The sequence below is a fragment of the Terracoccus luteus genome (genome assembly GCF_003635045.1).
In the GTDB taxonomy this organism is placed as follows: Bacteria; Actinomycetota; Actinomycetes; order Actinomycetales; family Dermatophilaceae; genus Terracoccus; species Terracoccus luteus.
Window position 1 is genome coordinate 1,841,609 of record NZ_RBXT01000001.1, and the last position, 19,862, is coordinate 1,861,470.

At 72.6% G+C, this 19,862-nt stretch carries 14 protein-coding genes; 5 read left to right on the forward strand and 9 right to left on the reverse strand.

Annotated features, from left to right (window positions below; genetic code table 11):
• Positions 1-208: 208 nt before the first annotated feature.
• The 6 genes from DFJ68_RS08425 to DFJ68_RS08450 all read right to left on the reverse strand — a co-directional run bounded on the left by DFJ68_RS08425 (position 209) and on the right by DFJ68_RS08450 (position 8,147).
• Positions 209-1,306, reverse strand: a complete 1,098-nt coding sequence (locus DFJ68_RS08425) for an ABC transporter ATP-binding protein (protein WP_121032348.1) — start codon at positions 1,304-1,306, stop codon at positions 209-211.
• Positions 1,303-2,373, reverse strand: a complete 1,071-nt coding sequence (locus DFJ68_RS08430) for an ABC transporter ATP-binding protein (RefSeq protein WP_121032349.1) — start codon at positions 2,371-2,373, stop codon at positions 1,303-1,305. Before DFJ68_RS08430 ends, DFJ68_RS08425 begins: the two co-directional genes overlap by 4 nt.
• A complete protein-coding gene (locus DFJ68_RS08435) occupies positions 2,370-3,356 on the reverse strand; it encodes an ABC transporter permease (RefSeq protein WP_245963544.1) in 987 nt (328 codons plus the stop codon). Before DFJ68_RS08435 ends, DFJ68_RS08430 begins: the two co-directional genes overlap by 4 nt.
• 128 nt (positions 3,357-3,484) lie before the next feature.
• Complete coding sequence (locus DFJ68_RS08440) at positions 3,485-5,239, reverse strand: ABC transporter substrate-binding protein (RefSeq protein ID WP_121032350.1); 1,755 nt, start codon at positions 5,237-5,239, stop codon at positions 3,485-3,487.
• Positions 5,240-5,310: 71 nt separating this feature from the next.
• Positions 5,311-6,321 (reverse strand): ABC transporter permease, encoded by a 1,011-nt coding sequence (locus tag DFJ68_RS08445; protein WP_245963545.1) that lies wholly within the window; start codon positions 6,319-6,321, stop codon positions 5,311-5,313.
• Positions 6,322-6,659: 338 nt separating this feature from the next.
• Positions 6,660-8,147: a replication-associated recombination protein A gene (locus DFJ68_RS08450; protein WP_420823655.1), complete on the reverse strand. Its 1,488-nt coding sequence runs from the start codon at positions 8,145-8,147 to the stop codon at positions 6,660-6,662.
• Between the two features lie 17 nt (positions 8,148-8,164).
• Between DFJ68_RS08450 and DFJ68_RS08455 the strand changes: the two genes are divergently transcribed.
• Positions 8,165-10,420, forward strand: coding sequence for an MMPL family transporter (locus tag DFJ68_RS08455; protein WP_245963546.1), 2,256 nt, complete (start codon positions 8,165-8,167; stop codon positions 10,418-10,420).
• On the forward strand, positions 10,417-11,262 hold the full coding sequence (locus DFJ68_RS08460) for a GNAT family N-acetyltransferase (protein WP_121032352.1): 846 nt from the start codon (positions 10,417-10,419) through the stop codon (positions 11,260-11,262). Before DFJ68_RS08455 ends, DFJ68_RS08460 begins: the two co-directional genes overlap by 4 nt.
• 278 nt (positions 11,263-11,540) lie before the next feature.
• Here the strand turns inward: DFJ68_RS08460 and DFJ68_RS08465 are convergent, their stop codons facing one another.
• From DFJ68_RS08465 to aspS, 3 genes are all read right to left on the reverse strand, one after another.
• Positions 11,541-12,953 carry an NAD(P)/FAD-dependent oxidoreductase gene (locus DFJ68_RS08465; protein WP_121032353.1) on the reverse strand — a complete coding sequence of 471 codons (1,413 nt, stop codon included), beginning with the start codon at positions 12,951-12,953 and terminating at the stop codon, positions 11,541-11,543.
• A 46-nt stretch (positions 12,954-12,999) separates the two neighbouring features.
• Entirely contained in the window at positions 13,000-14,751 is a 1,752-nt protein-coding gene (locus DFJ68_RS08470) for a peptide-N4-asparagine amidase (protein WP_211333298.1), read from the reverse strand.
• Positions 14,752-14,847: 96 nt separating this feature from the next.
• A complete protein-coding gene (gene aspS, locus DFJ68_RS08475; RefSeq protein WP_121032355.1) occupies positions 14,848-16,647 on the reverse strand; it encodes an aspartate--tRNA ligase in 1,800 nt (599 codons plus the stop codon).
• Positions 16,648-16,834: 187 nt separating this feature from the next.
• Between aspS and DFJ68_RS08480 the strand changes: the two genes are divergently transcribed.
• The 3 genes from DFJ68_RS08480 to DFJ68_RS08490 are packed head-to-tail and all read left to right on the forward strand — an operon-like array spanning position 16,835 to position 19,784.
• Positions 16,835-17,986 (forward strand): transcriptional regulator, encoded by a 1,152-nt coding sequence (locus DFJ68_RS08480; protein WP_121032356.1) that lies wholly within the window; start codon positions 16,835-16,837, stop codon positions 17,984-17,986.
• The gene (locus tag DFJ68_RS08485; RefSeq protein ID WP_121032357.1) at positions 17,983-18,972 is read left to right on the forward strand and encodes an ABC transporter ATP-binding protein; all 990 of its coding nucleotides are present in this window, start codon (positions 17,983-17,985) and stop codon (positions 18,970-18,972) included. Before DFJ68_RS08480 ends, DFJ68_RS08485 begins: the two co-directional genes overlap by 4 nt.
• A complete protein-coding gene (locus DFJ68_RS08490) occupies positions 18,972-19,784 on the forward strand; it encodes an ABC transporter permease (protein WP_211333299.1) in 813 nt (270 codons plus the stop codon). The genes DFJ68_RS08485 and DFJ68_RS08490 overlap by 1 nt, the downstream gene beginning before the upstream one ends.
• Positions 19,785-19,862: the final 78 nt, after the last annotated feature.

Genomic DNA, 19,862 nt, shown 5'->3' on the forward strand with positions numbered 1-19,862 from the left:
CCCCGCCACGGCTGGCAAACGGACAGGCCCAACCGGCATCCGGCCCCCCTACCGCGCGCCACGGCTGGGAAAGCAGCACGCGCCGCGTCCGAGATCGGGCCGCGGCGCGGTCAAGGCCCGCCACCACAGAGATCTGCGCCCACCCGCCCGGGTGTCCCCGGTCGGGTGGGCGCAGGTAGGGCGCAGGTACGACGCGCGGAGCCTCGGCTCAGGCCTCGGCCGGCACCTCGGCGACGAGGTCGGTCTTGGCCTCCGGGAAGTGGCAGGCCTGCAGGTGCAGGCCGCCCTCGCGGCGGCGGCGGGTCGCGACGTCGGACTCGGCCGCCACGAGGGGCGGCTCCTGCTGGGCGCAGATCTCCTGTGCCTTCCAGCAGCGGGTGCGGAATCGGCAGCCGCTCGGCGGGTCGATCGGGCTCGGCACGTCACCGACGAGGCGGATCCGCTCCTTCGGCGCGACCCCGCGGGCGACGTTGATGTCAGGGGCGGCCGACAGCAGCGCCTGCGTGTACGGGTGCTCGGGCGCCTCGTAGATCTTCTTCTTGTCGCCGTACTCGACGATCTTGCCGAGGTACATGACCGCGACCTGGTCGCAGAAGTGACGCACGATACCCAGGTCGTGGGCGACGAAGATGAACGCGAGGTCGAGCTCGTCGCGCAGCTTGGCGAGCAGGTTCATCACCTGCGCCTGGATCGACACGTCGAGGGCCGAGACCGGCTCGTCGGCGATGATGAGCTTCGGCTCGACGGCGAGGGCCCGCGCGATGCCGATGCGCTGGCGCTGACCGCCCGAGAACTCCGACGGGTAGCGGTTGATGTGCTCAGGGTTGAGGCCGACGAGCTCGAGCAGCTCCTGGACCCGCTGGCGCTCCTTGCCCTTGTGCAGCCCGTGCACGCGCAGCGGCGTCGTGAGAATGGCACCGACCGTCTGGCGGGGGTTGAGCGAGCTGTACGGGTCCTGGAAGATCATCTGCACGTCACGCCGGATGCCGCGCAGCTGGCTCTCCTTGAGGTGCGTGATGTCGCGCCCCTCGAAGGTGATCGAGCCGCCGGTCGGCTCGTCGAGGCGCGTGATGAGCCGCGACGTCGTCGACTTGCCGCAGCCGGACTCGCCGACGAGGCCGAGCGTCTGGCCCTGACGGACCTCGAAGCTGATGCCGTCGACGGCCCGCACGGTGGCCGAGACCATCTTCAGGCCCTGCACCTCCCGGAACGGGAAGTGGCGCTGGAGGTCCTTGACCGTGAGCAGCGTCTCCGCCGAGCTCGCCCCCGTCGGGGTGCCGGGTCGGGTGTCGGTCGCGGTGCTCATCGAGCCCCCTCGTCTGCCTGGAGCGTCGCCACCGGGTCCTCGAGGTGGCAGCGGATCTGTCGGTTGGCCATGCCGGGGGTCGGGCGCCACTCGGGCAGCACGGTCCAGCACGCGTCGCCGTCGACCTGCGTCTTGAAGTCGCAGCGCGGGTGGAACGAGCAGCCGGGAGGCAGGTTGAGCAGGCTGGGCGGGGCGCCTTGGATGGCCTTGAGCTCGTCGAGGTCCTCGGAGTGCGAGGGCAGCGACTGCAGCAGGCCGTACGTGTAGGGGTGCGACGGCTGGGCCAGCACCTCCTTGGCGTAGCCCTTCTCGACACCACGACCGGCGTACATGACGACGATGTCGTCGGCCGTCTCGGCCACGACCGCGAGGTCGTGGGTGATGAGGATGACCGCGGAGCCGAACTCCTTCTGCAGGTCGTTGACGAGGTCGAGGATCTGCGCCTGGACCGTCACGTCGAGCGCGGTCGTCGGCTCGTCGGCGATGAGCAGCTTCGGGTTGTTGACCAGGCCCAGGGCGATCATCGCGCGCTGGCGCATGCCGCCCGAGAACTCGTGCGGGAACTGGTTGGCCCGCCGCTGCGGGTTGGGGATGCCGACGAGGTCGAGCATCTCGACGGCCCGCTTCTTCGCGACGGCCGAGCTGACCGAGTTGTGCGCCCGGTAGGCCTCGGCGATCTGCTTGCCCACCTTGTGGAACGGGTGCAGCGAGCTCTGCGGGTCCTGGAAGACCATCGCCGCCTTGCTGCTGCGGATCTTCTGGAAGGTCGACTGCGGGGCGCCCACGAGCTCGATGCCGTCGAGCTTGATGCTGCCGGTGATCTGGGTGCGCTTCATGTTGTGCAGGCCGAGGACGGCCATGCTCGACACGGACTTGCCCGACCCCGACTCGCCGACGATGGCGAGGGTGCGCCCGAGGCGCGCCTGGTAGGTGAGGTTGGAGACCGCGCGGACCTCGCCCTCCTCGGTCGGGAAGACGACGCTGAGGTCGTCGACGTCGAGGACGACGTCCCCGGCATCCTTCGCCTCGGCGCCCTGGGAGGCGATGCGGTCGCTCGTGACGGTCATGACAGCCTCACTCGAGGGTCGATGTAGGAGTACAGGATATCGACGACCAGGTTGGCGATCACGACGGCGGCGGCGGCCACGAGGACCGTGCCGAGGATGACGGGCAGGTCGTCGGCGCGAAGCGCGTCGAGCGCCTGCTTGCCGATGCCGTCGACGTTGAAGATGCGCTCGGTGACGAGCGTGCCGGCGAGCAGGCCGGCGATGTCGAGGCCGAGGATGGTGACGATGGGGCTCAGCGCGGCGCGCAGGCCGTGCTTGAGCAGCACGCTGCGCTCGTTGATGCCCTTCGAGCGCGCGGTGCGCACGTAGTCCATCGACAGGGTCTCGATCATCGAGTTGCGGGTGTAGCGCGCGTAGGACGACGCGTACACGACACCGAGGATGATGGCCGGCGCCAGCATGCCTGCGAGGTACGTGACGGGGTTGCTCCCGAACGGGACGAACGCCGGTAGCACCGGGTAGAGCACGACGAGGTAGAGCGAGAAGAGCAGCGCCAGGATGTAGTACGGGATGGCCCCGAGCACCTGCGAGCTGCCGATGAGCACGCGGTCGGTCTTGCTGCCGCGGCGGGTCGCGGCGATGATCCCGACGGTCACGCCGATGACGACGAAGATGACGGCCGCCATGAGGGCGAGCACGACGGTGTTGGGGAACCGGGTGAAGATCATCTCGCCGACGGGCAGGCGGGTGCGGAACGAGAACCCGAGACACGGGGCGCCGCAGTCGATGGTCTGGCCGGCGTACTCGTACCGGCGGCCGACGAACAGCCCACCGAAGTAGTCGGTGAACTGCTGGGTCAGGGGTTTGTCGAGGCCGAGGCTCTTCGTAATCTGCGCGAGACGCTCGGCGTTGCACCGGGTCTCGGGACACATGGCCTGGGCCGGGTCGGACGGTCCGGCGAAGAAGAGCAGGAACGTCGACACCAAGGTGGCGAGGATGACGCTGAGCGCCAGCGCCAGCCGCCTCAGGATGTAGATGAGCACGTACGGGGACCTTCCACGGGGCGGGGCGAGCGGCGGCCCGGCTGCCTGCGAGAGCGTGCAGCCGGGCCACCACCACCGATGACGGGCGCGTGCGGTGACGCCGTCACGAGGACGGCGTCACCGGTACGTCACTGGTCGATCCAGATCTTCGTGATCTCGGGCATGCCCTTGTTGGGGTTGTTCATGACGTTCTTGACCTTGGTGCCGAACACCGAGTTGCCCTTGTCGTAGTACGCGGGCATGGCGTAGAAGTACTTCTCCGTGAGGAGCTTGTCCATCTTGCCCCACTCGGCACCCTGCTCCTCGATCGGGAGCTGGAGGACGCGCTTGATTTCGTTGTCGATCTCCGGCGTCGAGGTGTTGCCGAAGGTGGTACCACCCTGCGACAGCGCCGTCGTGCCGAAGGTCGGCGGGATGATCGAGTCGGCCGACGGCCAGTCGAAGCACCAGCCGGCGGGGCTCTGGAGCATGTTGTACTTGCCGTTGGGCTTGCCGACGATGGCGCGGCGCTCCTTGGCGGGGGCACCGATGTCGTTCACCTTGAAGCCGGCCGCCTCGAGGGCCTGCTTGCGCACCTGGTTGACCTTCTGCGCGGTGTCGTCGTCGTTGGTGTAGTAGTACGACAGCTCGAAGCCCTCGGCACCGGCGGCCTTGAGCATCTCCTTGGCCTTCGCCGGGTCGCCGTCGCCCTGGCCGTTGAAGTTCTCGAACGTGTAGTCGAGACGGCCCGCGATCTGCGGCGGGATGACGGTGCTGGCCGGGGTGAACGAGTGCGAGGTCTCGCCGGCGGCCTTGTGGATGGACTCGAAGGGCCAAGCCGTACCGATGGCCTTGCGGACGTTGATGTCCTTGATCTTGGTCGCGTCGAAGTTGATCATGAAGACGCACGAGGAGGGGCCCTCCTCGAACTGCGCCTTCTTGTCGCCCTCGATCTGCGGCACGAGCGAGGAGTCGATCGCGTCCCAGTTCAGCGTCGTGGCGTCGTCACCGTTGCTGGCGAGGATGGCCGTCTGGGTCTTGATGATGTCCTGGCCGAAGTTGAACTTGAACGCGTCCGGGTAGGCGTTGCGCGCCGGGTCGGTGTTGGGGTCCCAGTTCGGGTTGCGCTTCATCGTCAGCGAGGTGCCCGGGATGTACTGGTCGAACATGTAGGGGCCCGTGGCCAGCGGGTGACGCTGGTACTCGCCCTTGGTGTCCTTCGCCTCGGGGATGGGCGTGAACTGGTTGAACGACACGAAGTAGGGAAGCGTCTCGAAACGCTTGGCGAGCTTGAAGACGACGGTCTTGTCGTCGGGAGCGGAGACGCCGTCCCAGTTCTTGTCACCCTTGAACGGGCCCTGGTACTCGGCGCCGCCCTTGAAGAACTCGCGCTGGTAGGTCGGGCCGTTGGCGGCGAGGTCGGGGTCGAACGAGCGCTTGGCGGCGTGGACGATGTCGGCGGCCTTGACCTCGGTGCCGTCCTCGTACTTGATGCCGTCCTTGAGCTTGAACGTCCAGGTGAGGCCGTCCGCCGACGCGGTGCCGAGGTCCTCGGCGAGGTCCGGGACGAGCACCATCTTGCCGTCCTTCATGGTGAAGGTCGTCAGGGCGCGGTGCGACAGCGTGAAGATGACCGCGGTGTCCTGGTAGAACTGGTCGCTCGGGTCGAAGTTCGCGGGGGTCGTGTTGTACGACACCGTGAGGGTGCCGCCCTTCTTGGCCCCCTCGACCTCGGGCGCCGGACCCTTGGCGGTCGGGTCGAGGCCGGCCTCGGCGCCGGCGATCTGGCCGTTGCCGCTCTGGCCCGGCGTGTTGTTGCCGGGGTTGCTCGCAGGCGCGCCGCAGGCGGTGACGAGACCCAGGGAAGCCACGGCTCCGAGGGTCAGGGCTTTGGTCCAGCGCATTGTGTTGCTCCCTATTTGTGCGTGACCCGGCGGTCTTGCCGGGTACATCTGGTGGGCCGTAGCAGGTTGGGCTAGCGGCGGCTGGTCGGGTCGAAGGCGTCGCGGATCGAGTCACCCAGCAGGCTGAGGGCGAGCACGAGCGCCGAGAGCGCGATGACGGAGGGCCACAGCCACAGCGGGTAGATCGCGAACGAGTTCTGCGCGTCCGAGATCGTGCGTCCCCACGACGCGGTGGGCTCGACGAGCCCGGCACCGAGGTAGCTGAGGGTGGCCTCGAAGGTGATGTAGGCCGGCACGGCGATCGACGCCGAGACGATGATCGGGCCCACGAGGTTCGGCAGGATCTCGCGGAAGAGGATCTGCCGGGTCGGCACGCCGATGGCGCGCGCGGCCTGGACGAACTCGCGCTCGCGCAGGCTCTTGACCTCACCGCGGACGAGACGGGCCAGACCCATCCAGCCGAAGGCGACGAGGACGGCGATGATGACCCAGAAGCGGATGTTCGAGGTCGCCTCGGCGGAGAGGTCGCCGCCGCTCGCGGCACGCTCCTGCATGATCGGCACGATCGCGATGACGAGCAGCAGCAGCGGGAGGCTGAGGAAGAAGTCGGTGAACCAGGAGATCACCTTGTCGACGACGCCACCGAGGTAGCCGGCGAGCAGGCCGAGGGTCACGCCGATGATCGTCGACGCCGCCGCGGCGACGAAGCCGATGACGAGTGACGGTCGCGCCCCGTAGGCCCAGCGGGCGAAGAGGTCACGGCCGAGACGCGGCTCGACGCCGAGCCAGTGCGCGGCGCTCGTGCCGATGGTCGGACTGCCGTTGATGTCGACGAGCTTGGTGTTCGTCGTCGACGGGTCGGCCTTGAGGCCGGTCGTGGGGTCGACCGACTGCAGGGAGACCCAGAGCGGTGCGAAGAGAGCGATGAGGACGAAGAAGAGGACGATGGCGAAGCAGACGATCGCCAGCTTGTCCTTCTTGAGCCGGTCCCACGCGACGCGACCCGGCGAACGACCGGTGCGCCTGTCGGTGTGGACGGGACCCTTCTCGACGACATCCTCCCTCTCCAGGGCCTCGCTCAAGGGCTCGGCCGTGGGCCCGGGCACTGCGTTCAACGCGTCGTCTCCATCTACGAATCGGGTACGCCAAGGCCGGCTTCGTTGCGTCGACCCTCCCGGGGCGGGTGGCGCGGCACTCGTCCGCGCCCCTCCCCCGCCGGGACGTCGTCACCCTGCCACACGATTTCGACGTGTCCAAGCAACGAGACGGCCATGGATGACAAATCGTTACCGTCACCGGTCGTTCATCCAGAATTGCCCGCCGAAGCGCAACACGACCGAAACATTTGCCCACGGATGCCGCCCTCCCGCCGTCATCGGGTTGTCACACGGACGGGGCGGGAACTCGTGTCCCGCAGCCGCTATGAGGGGGTCTCGGCGGGATCGTCCGCCTCGGCCGGGGAGGCCCCGGTGTCGGCCGTCGCCTCGTCCTCCGTGCGCCGGACCCGGCGCCCCAGCCGCTCGTCGAGCCACCGCAGGCGCGCCTGCAGCCGCTGCTCGAAGCCGTTGCCGGTGGGGCGGTAGTAGACCGCGCCGGTGAGGTCGTCGGGGAGGTACTGCTGGCGGGCCACGGCATCCGGCTCGTCGTGGGCGTAGACGTAGCCGCGGCCGTGACCGAGGCGCTCGGCACCGGCGTAGCCGCTCCCCCGCAGGTGGGGCGGCACGGCCCCCCCGCGGCCGGCGCGGACGTCGGCGATGGCGGCGTTGACCCCGCCGTAGGCCGCGTTCGACTTCGGCGCCGTCGCGTTGTGCACGACCGCCTGCGCGAGGATGATCCGCGCCTCGGGCATCCCGATCTGGGCCACGGCGTGCAGCGCCGCGACCGCCGTCTGCAGCGCGGTGGGGTCGGCGAGACCGACGTCCTCGCTCGCCGAGATGACGATGCGACGGGCGATGAACCGCGGGTCCTCCCCCGCCTCGAGCATGCGGGCGAGGTAGTGCAGGGCGGCGTCGACGTCGCTGCCGCGCATCGACTTGATGAGGGCGCTGGCGACGTCGTAGTGCTGGTCGCCCGCCCGGTCGTAGCGCACGGCCGCCTGTGCCACCGCCTGCTCGACGTGCGCGAGGGTGATGGCGACCGGGCCGTCGACGTCGGCCCCGGGGGCGACGGCGTCGAGCGACACCCCCGCGGCCGCCTCGAGCGAGGTGAGGGCCCGGCGGGCGTCGCCGCCGGCGATGCGCACGACGTGCTCGAGGGCGTCGTCGTCGATCGTGTGCGCGCCGGCCAGCCCTCGCTCGTCGACGAGGGCGGAGCGCACCACCTCGCGCACCTCGGCGTCGCCGAGCGAGGTGAGGGTGACGAGCACCGACCGCGAGAGCAGCGGCGCGATGATGCTGAACGAGGGGTTCTCGGTCGTGGCCGCGACGAGGATGACGGTGCGGTTCTCGACACCGGGCAGCAGGGCGTCCTGCTGGGCCTTGGTGAAGCGGTGGATCTCGTCGAGGAAGAGGACGGTCTGGCGGTCGTACAGCTCGCGGTCGCGCACGGCCGCCTCCATGACGGCGCGCACGTCCTTGACGCCGGCCGTGACGGCCGACAGCTCGACGAAGCGGCGGTCGGCCGCCGTCGCGACGAGGTGCGCGAGGGTCGTCTTCCCCGTGCCGGGCGGCCCCCAGATGATCGCCGAGAGAGGGCCGGCCGCGCCGCCGGCGCCCTCGATGAGCCGTCGCAGCGGGCTGCCGGGCCGCAGCACCGAACGCTGACCGCGCACCTCGTCAAGGGTGCGGGGGCGCATGCGCACCGCCAGGGGCGCACCACCGGATGCCGGTACGCCACCGGCGCGCCCCACGGCGCCCCCGGGTTCGGCCACGGCCCGCGCGGCGGCACCGAAGAGGTCGTCACTGGTCACTGTGGAAGGCTAGTCGGGTGCGTTCCCCCTCCTCCGCCGCGGCCACCGACCGCGGCTCGGCACCCGGTGCCGCCCCCGACGCGTCGGGCTCCCCCTCCCCTCGTGGGCCGCTGACCCGGCTCGGCGGCACCATCGGCCGCCACCCGCTGCGGTGGGTGCTCGCCTGGGTGCTCGTGGCGGTCGCGTCGTTCGCCGTCGCCGTGGGCGGCGTGACGGGCGAGTCGCTCTTCGACCGGCTGCAGTCGGGCGCACCCAGCGTCGACAGCGAGGCCCAGCGGGCGAACGACGTCATCGCGTCGGTCGAGCCGACCCTGTCGACCCTCACCCTGCAGGTGAGCGGCGCCGACCTCACCGACCCGGCCGAGGTGCGCGCGGGCGCGCAGGCCACGGCCGCGATCCGCGACATCCCCGGCGTGGCCGGCATCCAGTCGCCGCTGCTCGCGCAGGGCGGGCCCGACGACCCGTCGGTGCGCAGCCTCGTCGGTGACGGCCGGGTCGACTCGGGCAGGTTCGCCACCGTCGTGCAGTTCGACGAGGGGCTCGACGCCGACCGGCAGGCGACCGCCGAGGCCGAGGCCGAGAAGGCCCTCCTCGGCGTCGCCGACCGCATGGGCGCCGAGGGCCAGGTCGGCGGCCTCGGCAAGGTGCTCGACGCCATCACGAGCACGATCGAGCGCGACCTGGTCCGCGGCGAGGGCATCGCCCTGCCGCTGACGTTCGTCGTCATGTTCTTCGTCTTCGGCGGCTTCGTCGCCGCAGGCATGCCGATCGTCGGGGCGGTCGTCTCGATCGGCGGAGCGCTGCTGTCGCTCTTCGGCTTCTCGCACCTGCTCGACCTCGACGCGACCGTCGTCAACATCGTCACGCTGCTCGGCCTCGGGCTGTCCATCGACTACGGGCTGCTCACGGTGAGCCGGTTCCGCGAGGAGCTCGTCGCGGTGCGCCGCCACCGCGTGCCCGACCGCGACGACGTCGTGCGCGCCGCCGAGCGCACGGTGGCGACGGCCGGGCGCACCGTGCTCTTCTCCGGCCTCACCGTCGCCATCGCCCTGTCGGGGCTGCTCGTCTTCGAGGCCGACATCATGAAGGCCCTCGGCCTGGCCGGCGTCAGCGTCGTCGTCGTCGGCATGGTCGTCTCCGTCACGCTCGTCCCCGCCCTCGCCGTGCTGGGAGCCAGGCGCCTCGCCCGCAACGCCACCGTGACGGCATCCGACACGGGGGTGTTCTCGCGGCTGGCCCACGGGGTGCAGCGACGTCCGGTGCTCGTCATCGTCGGCTGCGTCGCCGTGCTCGTGACGCTCGCGCTGCCGACGCTCGGCATCAAGCTGACGTCGTCGGGCACCGAGCTGCTGCCCCGCGACGCCCAGATGCGCGTCTTCTTCGACCGGCTCGAGGCCGACTACCCGGCGCTGTCGGCGCCCGCGGTCACCGTCGTCGCCGAGACCGCCGACACCGCCGCCGTGACGCGCTGGGCCCAGGACGACCTGCGCGACCAGCCTGGCGTGACCGGCGTGACGGTGCGCCCGCTCGGCGGCCGGTACACCCTCGTCGGGGCGCAGGTGCAGGGCGAACCGCTCTCTCAGCAGGCGCAGGACGTCGTGCACCACGTGCGCGAGACGCGCACCGACTTCCCCACCCTCGTCACCGGCCAGGCCGCCGGGCAGATCGACTTCCTCGAGTCGATGGGGCACCGCGCGCCCTACGCGGTGCTGCTCGTCGTGCTCGGCACCTTCGTGCTGCTCTTCCTCATGACGGGGTCGGTCGTCGTGCCCGTCAAGGCCCTGGTGCTCAACGTCATCTCGCTCGGGGCGGCGCTCGGCATCGTCGTCTGGATCTTCCAGAGCCCACACCTCGAGGGGCTGCTCGCGTTCTCGTCGGTCGGTGCCGTCGAGTCGCTCGTCCCCTTCCTCGTGCTCGCCTTCGGCTTCGGCCTGTCGATGGACTACGAGGTCTTCCTGCTCTCCCGCATCACCGAGTACCACCACCAGGGGTTCGAGAACGACCGCGCCGTGTCGCTCGGGCTGCAGCGCACCGGGCGCATCATCACGTCGGCGGCCCTGCTCATCGTCATCGTCTTCGCCGGGTTCATCGCCGGCGACATCCTCATCATCAAGGAGATGGGTCTCGCCCTCGTCGCCGCCGTCGTCGTCGACTCGACGATCGTGCGCATGCTGCTCGTGCCCGCCACGATGACGCTCCTGGGCAGCTGGAACTGGTGGGCTCCCGCGCCGCTCAAGCGGATCCACGCCCGTTTCGGGATCAGCGAGACGTGAGCGACGGCACCACCCCGGCGGCGGGCACGGCCCCGTTCGTCACGCGGCACGGCCACGCCGCCCTGCTCGAGGCCACCGGCGACCACCCGTTCGTGCGCTACGACGTCCCCTCGGCGCTGGCCGAGACGTGGTGGCAGAGCGCGGAGGCCGGTGGGCCGGGTGCCGGCGCGGGTGGTCGTCCGGGCGCGGTGGCGTTCCGTCGGACGCGGCACACGGGTCGGCACCTCGTCAGCCTGCTCGGCGACGACGCGGGCGTCGCCCGCCTCATCGACGCGCTGCCCGAGCTGGCGCGCGAGGCCCGGCTCTCGCCCGACGGGCGGGGCGCGGTCGGGGTCAGCGTGCCCCAGCACTTCGAGGCGCTGCTGACCCGTCGCTACCGGGTGCTGCCCGGGGGTGACTGGGAGTGGTTCTGGACCGACTCGCCCCCGCCGCCGGACGGTCGCGCGGCTGCCCGGGTCGTCCCGCTCGACGACGTCGCCCGCCGGGACGAGGTCACGGCCTTCCTCGCTGCGCACTCCCCCACCGCCGACACCGCGCCCGGGGGCGGCGAGCGGTGGTTCGCCGTGCTGTCGGGCGCCGGGTCGCTCGAGGCGGTCGCCGCGCTGGGACGCACCTCCGCCGGGGCGCCGCACGTCTCGTCGGTCGCGGTCGACGGTGCGCTGCGCGGGCGAGGCCTCGGCCGCGCCGTCGTCGCGGCGGTCACCCGGGTGGCGGTCGAGGAGTCGGGCGTCTGCACCCTCGGCATGTACTCGCACAACGTCGTCGCCCGAGGTCTCTACCGGTCGCTCGGCTACCACGACGCGTGCGCCTGGGCCGGGCGGTCGGTCGTCCTGCCCGACTGAGCGCTGACCGGCATCCGGCCCGCTCGTCTCCGTCAGCGGCGCGCGCGGTACCGGTCCGTCAACTGGCCGATCAACTGGCAGACGCTGCTGCCACGACGACACCGGATGCCGGTTGATCCGCCAGCTGATCGCAGGCGCCGACTGATGTCGCATTTCATGTCGCACGTCATGTCGCGCCGTCCGGCGTCAGAACCCCACCCACCGCGACATGACCCGCGGCATGACCTGGGACGTCACGCACACCGGGCCAGGGCCCGACACCGGACAGACGCGGTCGGTCAGGCGTGCTCCTGCCGGCCGCCGAGCGGCTCGGCGCCGGTGACGCGCGCCTCCTGGCGGTCGACCATGCCGAACGAGACGTCGTCCGGATGCCGGCCGGCGAGCGCCCAGTCGGTCAGCAGCCGGGCGCGGCGCTTCGCCGTCGGGAGGGCGTACCAGTGGTAGCCGACCGTGACGAGCTTGGCCAGCCGGCCCTTGAGCGCGATCCCCAGCGGCCGGGCCGCGGCGTCAGGGCCGCCGAGGTCGACGACAAGGCCGAGGTCGCGGTGCCGGTAGGGCGTGCGCAGCTGTCCGGCGAGGTCGGCGAGCACGTTGCGGGCGACGGCGTTGCCCTGCCGCATGGCGTGCTGGGCCGTCGGGGCGCAGAGCGGGCGCTTGCCGTCGTCATCGCGGTCAGCGGTGACGTCGGGCACGGCCGCCGCGTCGCCGATGGCGTAGATCTCGGGGTGGCCGGGCACGCCGAGGTCGGTATCGACGACGAGGCGGCCCTTGGTCGTCGGCAGCCCGAGCGTCGCGACGAGGGGGTTGCCGGTGACCCCGGCGCACCAGACGACGGTCGAGCACTCGAGGGTCGAGCCGTCGGTGAGGTCGACGGCGTCCTCCCGGACGTGGGCCAGGCTCGTCTCGAGCCGCACGTCGACCCCGCGGCGCTCGAGCAGGGCGAGGGCGTCGTCGCCGAGGTGCTGGCCTAGCTCGGGCATGACCTTGGGCGCCATGTCGAGCAGCACCCAGCGCACCTCGTCGTCGCCGATCATCGGGAACACGGGGCGGAGCCCGTCGGTGAGCAGCGCCATCTGGGCGACGAGCTCGGTGCCCGCGTAGCCGGCTCCGACGACGACGAAGGTCAGCAGTGCCCGGCGCTCGTCGGGCGTGCGCAGCTCGCTCGCCGCCTGCAGCCGGCCGAGCACGTGGTCGCGCAGGAACATCGCCTGGGCGACGGTCTTGAAGCCGATGGCGTGCTCCGCGAGGCCGGGCACGTCGACGAGCCGCGACACCGAGCCGGGGGCGAGCACGAGGATGTCGTAGTCGACCTCGGTGCGCTGGCCCGAGGCCGCCTCGACGACGAGACGCCTGTTCTCGACGTCGACCTCGGTGGCGAGTCCCCGACGGACCCGCACACCGTCGAGCGTCGTCGTCAGGGGCACGGCCACCGTGCGCGGCTCGACATTGCCGACGGCGACGTCGGGCAGCAGCGGCTGGTAGAGCATGGCGTCGCCCTCGCTGACGAGCTCGACCACCGCGTCGTGCTCGCGCGCCTTGCGGCCGAGGCGCCGGGCGGCGAAGTAGCCGCCGAAGCCACCGCCGACGACGACCACCCGCCGGCGCCGGGTGGCCTCGGCAGCGGAGGTGCCGACGGCCACGGGGGCGTCGTCATGGTCGGGCTCGGGCGAGGTGCTGCGCTCGTCGGTCACGGTCCGGTCGTACCCGCCGGACCGTCCGACGGGTCGGCCCGTCTCGTCAGGGGCGCAGCGTGTCGGCGACGAACACGCCGTTGACCGAACGCAGCCGACGGTCGTAGGTCGACGTCGTCCCGTCGGCCGAGCGCGTCACCACCCGCGCCTGGCTCCTCGTGTCCGCCGTGGCGTGCCGCTCCTCGCGGGGGCCGCCGTAGATCCACGCGGCCTCACCCGAGTACCAGCTCGTCTCGAGCCGCGAGTCGACCAACGCGCCCGAGCGACGGCTCTCGGCGCTCTCGCGCCACAGGATCGTGAGGTCCCCCGTCACGTCGTAGGCCCCGTCGATGCCGGGGTGCGGGTGGAAGCCGAGCGTGCCGTCCTTGGTGTAGCGCCGCTCGACCCGCTCCACGACCGGGGCGCCGCCCCCGGTGCGCGTGCTGACGGTCTGGCGGTCGAGCCACGAGGCCTTGAGCACGTCGTCCTCCTCGCCCGCCGTCCACGTGTGGTCGGAGCGGTTCTCGAGCGACCGCTGGACCGACGTGGTGACGACACCGGCGCTCGTCGAGAGGGTCCCGATGGCGGTGAACGCCCGGGTGCCGGTCAGCGCGACCGAGCCGCCCGAGCCCGCCTCCCCCGTCACCGTGGCGTCGACGCGCGGGTCGGCGGGAGGCGCGACGGCGGTCGTCCCGGTGACGACGCGGCTGCCGGCATCCCGCCACACCTTGAAGCGTGGGCTGAGGGTCCAGCCCGACTGGCCCTCGGGCAGGCCGACGACCGACACCCGCACGTCGTGCGCCCGGCCGTCGTTGAGCCGCGCGAGGAACGGCGTCAGGTCGTAGCCCAGCGGCGGGATGTCGAACGCCTTCGGCGATGGCGTCGTGTACCAGAGGAAGGGGTTGCTCCACCCGCCCGTGTAGACGACCGGGTAGGGCGCGGCGACCCCGGCCAGCTGCCCGTCGATGCTGACGTCGACCTCGCGGTACGGCAGGCCGTCGGCGCACGAGTAGCCCGTGCCCGCAGGCGCGCTCGTGTCCCAGAACTCCTCGCACCCGCCGCCCGACCCGGTGGCGAAGACCTCGGCGACGAGTCGCGTCGAGTTGCGCGGGACGGTGACCCTGCCGGTGAGGTCGGTGCCGTCGCGACCCTGGTCGGCCAGCGGCAGCACGCGGTCAGCCGTCTGCGCCTTCGGAGCGCCGCGGCCGGTGACGTAGAAGTCGAGGTCGACGGTGACGTCGAGCACGCCCGTGTACGTGTCGTCGACGACGTTGCCGATGAACATCGACACCTGCTGCGGCGAGCGCAGCAGCGGCACGAGGTCGGTGACGTCCTTCTCGACGTCCCACGTGATCCCGGTCGGGCTGGGCTCCGGGGTCGAGAGGGTGAGGGCGCGCACGCCGCCGATGTCGAGGTAGCCGAGCCGGTCGAACTGACGCCCGGCCACGGACCCCTGCAACCGCATGACGACCTTCGACCACCCGCCTGCGCACGCCGCCGGCGGGGTGAAGTCCTGCGTGAAGACGTCGAAGTTCGTGAAGGCGTGGTCGACGATGCGCACCGTGCACCTCCGCGTGCCCGGCACCGCGACCGGCGGCTCCGGCGTGCGCGGGTCGTCCCACGCCGCCGCGTACTCCGGTGGCGGGGTGACCCGAGCCGAGGATGCCGGGTGGCCCGGCGCCGTCGCCATCGCGTTCGGCGGTGGGCTTGAGTCGGACGGCGCCGCGCTGGCCGCAGCGGGCACCAGGCCGGCGGCGGCCACGACCGCAGCGGCAGCGACGACCAACGACGACAACCGGACCCGCGCGCTTCGACTCACGGTCGCAACGTAGACCCGACCGGCGACACCCGCGACCCGAGCGGCCGCGGGTGTCGTGACCCGACCTCAGCCGGCCTGAGCCGACCTCAGCCGACGTCAGCGGGCGTCGGGCTCCGGCGACGGCGCCAGCTCCGGCTTCGCGTCGACGCCGGCCTCCTTGCGCTGCAGCGGCGTGATCGGCGCCGGCGCGGCGGTCAACGGGTCGTAGCCGCCACCCGACTTCGGGAAGGCGATGACCTCGCGAATCGAGTCGGCCCCGGCCAGCAGCGCCGTGATGCGGTCCCAGCCGAAGGCGATGCCGCCGTGCGGCGGGGCGCCGAAGGCGAAGGCCTCGAGCAGGAAGCCGAACTTCTCCTGCGCCTCCTCCTCGGACAGGCCCATGACCTTGAAGACCCGCTCCTGCACGTCGCGGCGGTGGATACGGATCGAGCCGCCACCGATCTCGTTGCCGTTGCAGACGATGTCGTAGGCGTAGGCGAGCGCCGGGCCCGGGTCGGTGTCGAAGGTGTCCATGAACTCGGCCTTGGGCGAGGTGAAGGCGTGGTGCACGGCGGTCCACGCCCCGGCCCCGACGGCGACGTCACCGGAGGCCACGGCGTCGGCGGCGGGCTCGAAGAGCGGCGCGTCGACGACCCAGAGGAAGCTCCACGCGCTCTCGTCGATGAGGCCGCAGCGGTGGCCGATCTCGAGGCGGGCGGCCCCGAGCAGCGCGCGCGAGGCCTTGGCGCCCCCCGCGGCGAAGAAGATGCAGTCGCCGGGCGCCGCGCCGACGTGGGCCGCGAGACCCGACCGCTCGGCATCCGAGAGGTTCTTGGCGACGGGGCCGGTCAGCTCGCCGTCCTCCTGCACGAGCACGTAGGCCAGGCCGCGGGCGCCGCGCTGCTTGGCCCACTCCTGCCACGCGTCGAGCTGCTTGCGCGGCTGCGAGGCGCCGCCCGGCATGACGACGGCACCGACGTACTCGGCCTGGAAGACGCGGAACGTCGTGTCCGAGAAGAAGTCCGTGCACTCGGTGAGCTCGTGGCCGAAGCGCAGGTCGGGCTTGTCGGAGCCGAAGCGGGCCATCGCGTCGGCGTACGTCAACTGCTGGAACGGCGCGTCGAGCTCGACGCCGATGAGCTTCCAGAGGGCGCTGACGATCTCCTCGCCGAGGGCGACGATGTCGCTCTGCTCGACGAAGCTCATCTCCACGTCGAGCTGGGTGAACTCGGGCTGGCGGTCGGCGCGGAAGTCCTCGTCGCGGTAGCAGCGGGCGATCTGGTAGTAGCGCTCCATGCCGGCGACCATGAGCAGCTGCTTGAACAGCTGCGGGCTCTGCGGCAGGGCGTACCAGCTGCCCGGGCGCAGGCGCGCGGGGACGAGGAAGTCGCGGGCGCCCTCGGGCGTCGAGCGCGTCAGGGTCGGGGTCTCGATCTCGACGAAGTCGTGGCGGCCGAGCACCTCGCGGGCGGCGGCGTTGACCTTCGAGCGCAGGCGGATGGCGGCGCCCTGCTCGGGGCGGCGCAGGTCGAGGTAGCGGTACTTGAGGCGGGCCTCCTCGCCCACCGTCACGCGCTCGTCGATCTGGAACGGCAGCGGCGCCGACTCCCCCAGCACCTCGAGGGCGCTGACGACGACCTCGACCTCGCCCGTGGGCAGGTCGGGGTTCGTGTTGCCCTCGGGGCGCACGCGCACCTCGCCGGTCACCTTGACGCAGTACTCGTTGCGGACGTCGTGGGCGCCGCCCTCGGCGAGCACCTCGTCGCGCGCGACGACCTGGGCCACGCCCGAGGCGTCGCGCAGGTCGAGGAAGGCCACCCCGCCGTGATCGCGGCGACGCGCCACCCAGCCGGTGAGCGTGACGGTCTGGCCGGCGTGGTCGGCACGCAGCGTGCCGGCCTCGTGAGTGCGGAGCACGGGAGGTCCTTCGGTTCTGGCGGGGCGGTGGTCGGTGCCGGTCGCGCGGGCGGCCGAGCGCCCCCAATAGTACGGACGCCCACCGGCCCCCACGAACCGCGCGGCGCCCGCTCACGAAACGCTCACGATCGTGGCCCCGCGTCGGTCGCCGGGCGGTCGCGCGCCGGCCCTGACGTAGCGTGCCGACATGGAGCGCGCGTGGCGGTGGGGCGTCGTGGCCGCCGTCGTCGCGGCCCTCGTCGCGCTGCCGTCGGCCGTCGGCGCGTGGCCCGCTGGACAGGGTGAGCCGGATGCCGGCCGCCTCCTCGAGCGCGTCCGCGCGGCCTCGGGCTCCCCCTACGAGGGCCTGGCCGAGACCACCGGCGCCCTCGGGCTGCCCGTCACCGACGGCCTCGCCGACGTCGCCTCGCTGCTCGGCGGGCGGACGCAGCAACGGGTGTGGTGGCGCTCGGCCGACGACTGGCGCAGCGACGTGCTGACCCCCACGGGCGAGGAGAGCACGCGCGAGACCGCGACCGGTCGCGTCGTCTGGGACTACGAGGCGAACCGGGCGGTGGTCGGCGACGGCGTCGGCAGTGGGGGCACTGCGGGCGGCCGGGGCTCCCCCGGCACCGCGTCGGTTCGGCTACCCCGCGCGGCCGACACCCTGCCGCCGTCGCTCGCCGCCCGGCTGCTGTCGGACGCGACGGCCGGGCAGGTGGGCACGCTGCCGTCGGCGTTCGTGGCCGGCCGGGCCGCCGACGGGCTGCGCCTGACGCCCGGCGAGCCGCTCGGCAGCGTCGACCGGGTCGACGTCTGGGCCGACCGCGCGTCGGGCGTGGCCGTGCGCGTCGAGGTCTACGGCCGGGGTGCCGACCGCCCCGCCCTCGCCTCGACCTTCCTCGACTTCTCCGACGCGCGACCCGCTTCCGCGACGACGGCCTTCACCCCTCCCCCCGGCGCTCGGGTCCGCCAGGCCGTCGACACCGGCCTGTCCGACCTGCTCGGGTCGAGCTACGGCTGGACCCGGGGCGGCGAGCTGCCCGAGCGGCTGGCCGGCTTCGCACGCGTGACCTCGACCGGCGGTCTCGAGCGGGTCGGCGAGTACGGCCGCGGCGTGACCCGGTTCGCCGTCGCCCTGCTGCCCGACCCGCAGGCGTCGTCGCTGCGGCGGCAGCTGCTCGCCGTCCCCGGTGCCCGCCGGCTCGAGGGCGGGGTGGCTGTCACCGTCGGCCCGGTCGGCCTCTTCCTCGGTGCCTCGAGCGGGTCCGGCGAGTCGCCCGTCATCACCGGCACCCTGACGCCCGAGGGCCTGGCCCGCGCGGCCGCCGAGCTGGCCGACCGCGTGGCGTCGTCGTGAGCGCCGCCCCGCCCGACGGCACGCTTGACGAGGGTGCGACCACGCCCGGCGATAGCGTCGTCCGCACCACCGGCCTGACCAAGCGGTACGGCGCGCTCACCGCCGTGGATGCCGTCGACCTCGACGTGCGGGCGGGCGACGTCTACGGCTTCCTCGGGGCCAACGGCTCGGGCAAGACGACGACGGTGCGGTGCCTGCTCGGCCTCGTGCTGCCGACGTCGGGGCGGGTCGAGCTGCTCGGGCGCGCCATGCCCAGGGCGGCCGCCGAGGTGCTCCCCCGGGTCGGCGCCCTCGTCGAGGGACCCGCCGCCTACGGGCACCTGTCGGGCCGGGCCAACCTCGAGCTGTCCGACGCCTCCGGTCGCCGGTCCGGGGGCGAGGGCGGGCGGCGGGCCCGACGCAGACGGGCCGACGAGGCCCTCGACCGGGTGGGGCTCGGCGCCGTGGGCCGTCGGCCGGTGCGCGCCTACTCGCTCGGCATGCGCCAGCGGCTCGGCCTCGCCGCGGCCCTCATGCGCCGGCCGCGCCTGCTCGTGCTCGACGAGCCGACGAACGGCCTCGACCCGCAGGGCATCCGCGAGATCCGTGAGCTGCTGCTCGAGCTCAACCGCACGGGCACGACCGTCTTCCTGTCGAGCCACCTCCTCGCCGAGGTCGAGCAGCTGTGCACCCGCATCGGCCTGCTCGACCGGGGCCGCCTCGTGCTCGAGGAGCGGCTCGACGTGCTGCAGGCCCCGACCGGTCGGGTCGCCGTCGAGACCACGGACGCCGAGGGCGCCGACCGCGCCGTCACCCTGCTCGGCGACGCGGTCGTCTCGCGTACCGGGGTGCGCCTGCTCGTCTCCGGCGCCGACCCGGCCACCGTCACCGAACGCCTCGTCGGGGCGGGCGTGCGCGTACAGGCGGTGGGGCCCGAGCGGCGCTCGCTCGAGCAGGTCGTGGAGGAGCACACCCGGGCGCGCGCGGCGCAGGAGGTACCGACCTGATGCTCGTCGAGCTCGGCAAGCTCTTCGGCCGCCGCCGCACGTGGGCCGCGGTCGTGCTGCTCAACGTCCTGCCCACCATCGTCGCGGTGACCCTGGCCTGGACCGGCATCGCGCCGCGGCCCGGCTCCGGCCCGGCGTTCCTGTCGGCGGTGCTCGCCGACGGCACCCTCTTCGCCATCGCCGCGCTCGCCATCGTGCTGCCCCTCTTCCTGCCCGTCGCCATCGCCGTCGTCGCCGGCGAGTCGATCGCGGGCGAGGCGCAGGCCGGCACCCTGCGCTACCTGCTCGTGCGGCCCGTCGGGCGCACACGTCTGCTCGTGCGCAAGCTCGGCGCCGTCGTCGCCTTCACCCTCGTCGCCGTGCTGTCGGTCGCCGGTGTGGGCTACGTCGTCGGGCGGCTGCTGCTCGGTGACGCCCCGGCATCCGGCTCGTTGCTCTCGCTGTCGGGCACCGCACTGACCCCGACCGAGGTCGCCTGGCGCACGGCCGTCGCCATCGGCTACATCACCGTCTCCATGCTCGGCGTCGCCGCGCTCGCCCTCTTCCTCTCCACCCTCACCGACTCACCGCAGTCGGCGAGCCTCGGGGCGATGGCCTTCCTCATCGGCAGCTCGCTGCTGCTCACGGTCGACGCCGCGCGGCCGCTGCAGCCGTACCTGCCGACGCGGTACTGGCTCTCGTTCGTCGACCTCTACCGCGACCCCGTGCTCTGGAGCGCCATCGAGCGCGGCCTCGCGCTGCAGGCGGTGTACGTCGGCGTGTTCCTGCTCGCGGCGTGGGCCAACTTCACGACCCGCGACGTCACGAGCTGACGGATGCCGTGGGGCGGGTGCCGCCTCCGGGTGGCCGCCTCCGGGTGGCCGCCTCCGGGTGGCCGCCTCCGGGTGGCC

What these genes read in the sequence shown, in the direction of transcription:
- DFJ68_RS08425 (WP_121032348.1), bottom strand. Translation starts at nt 1,306, where the DNA reads ATGAGCACCGCGACCGACACCCGACCCGGCACCCCGACGGGGGCGAGC.
- DFJ68_RS08430 (WP_121032349.1), bottom strand. Translation starts at nt 2,373, where the DNA reads ATGACCGTCACGAGCGACCGCATCGCCTCCCAGGGCGCCGAGGCGAAG.
- DFJ68_RS08440 (WP_121032350.1), bottom strand. Translation starts at nt 5,239, where the DNA reads ATGCGCTGGACCAAAGCCCTGACCCTCGGAGCCGTGGCTTCCCTGGGT.
- DFJ68_RS08480 (WP_121032356.1), top strand. Translation starts at nt 16,835, where the DNA reads ATGGAGCGCGCGTGGCGGTGGGGCGTCGTGGCCGCCGTCGTCGCGGCC.
- DFJ68_RS08490 (WP_211333299.1), top strand. Translation starts at nt 18,972, where the DNA reads ATGCTCGTCGAGCTCGGCAAGCTCTTCGGCCGCCGCCGCACGTGGGCC.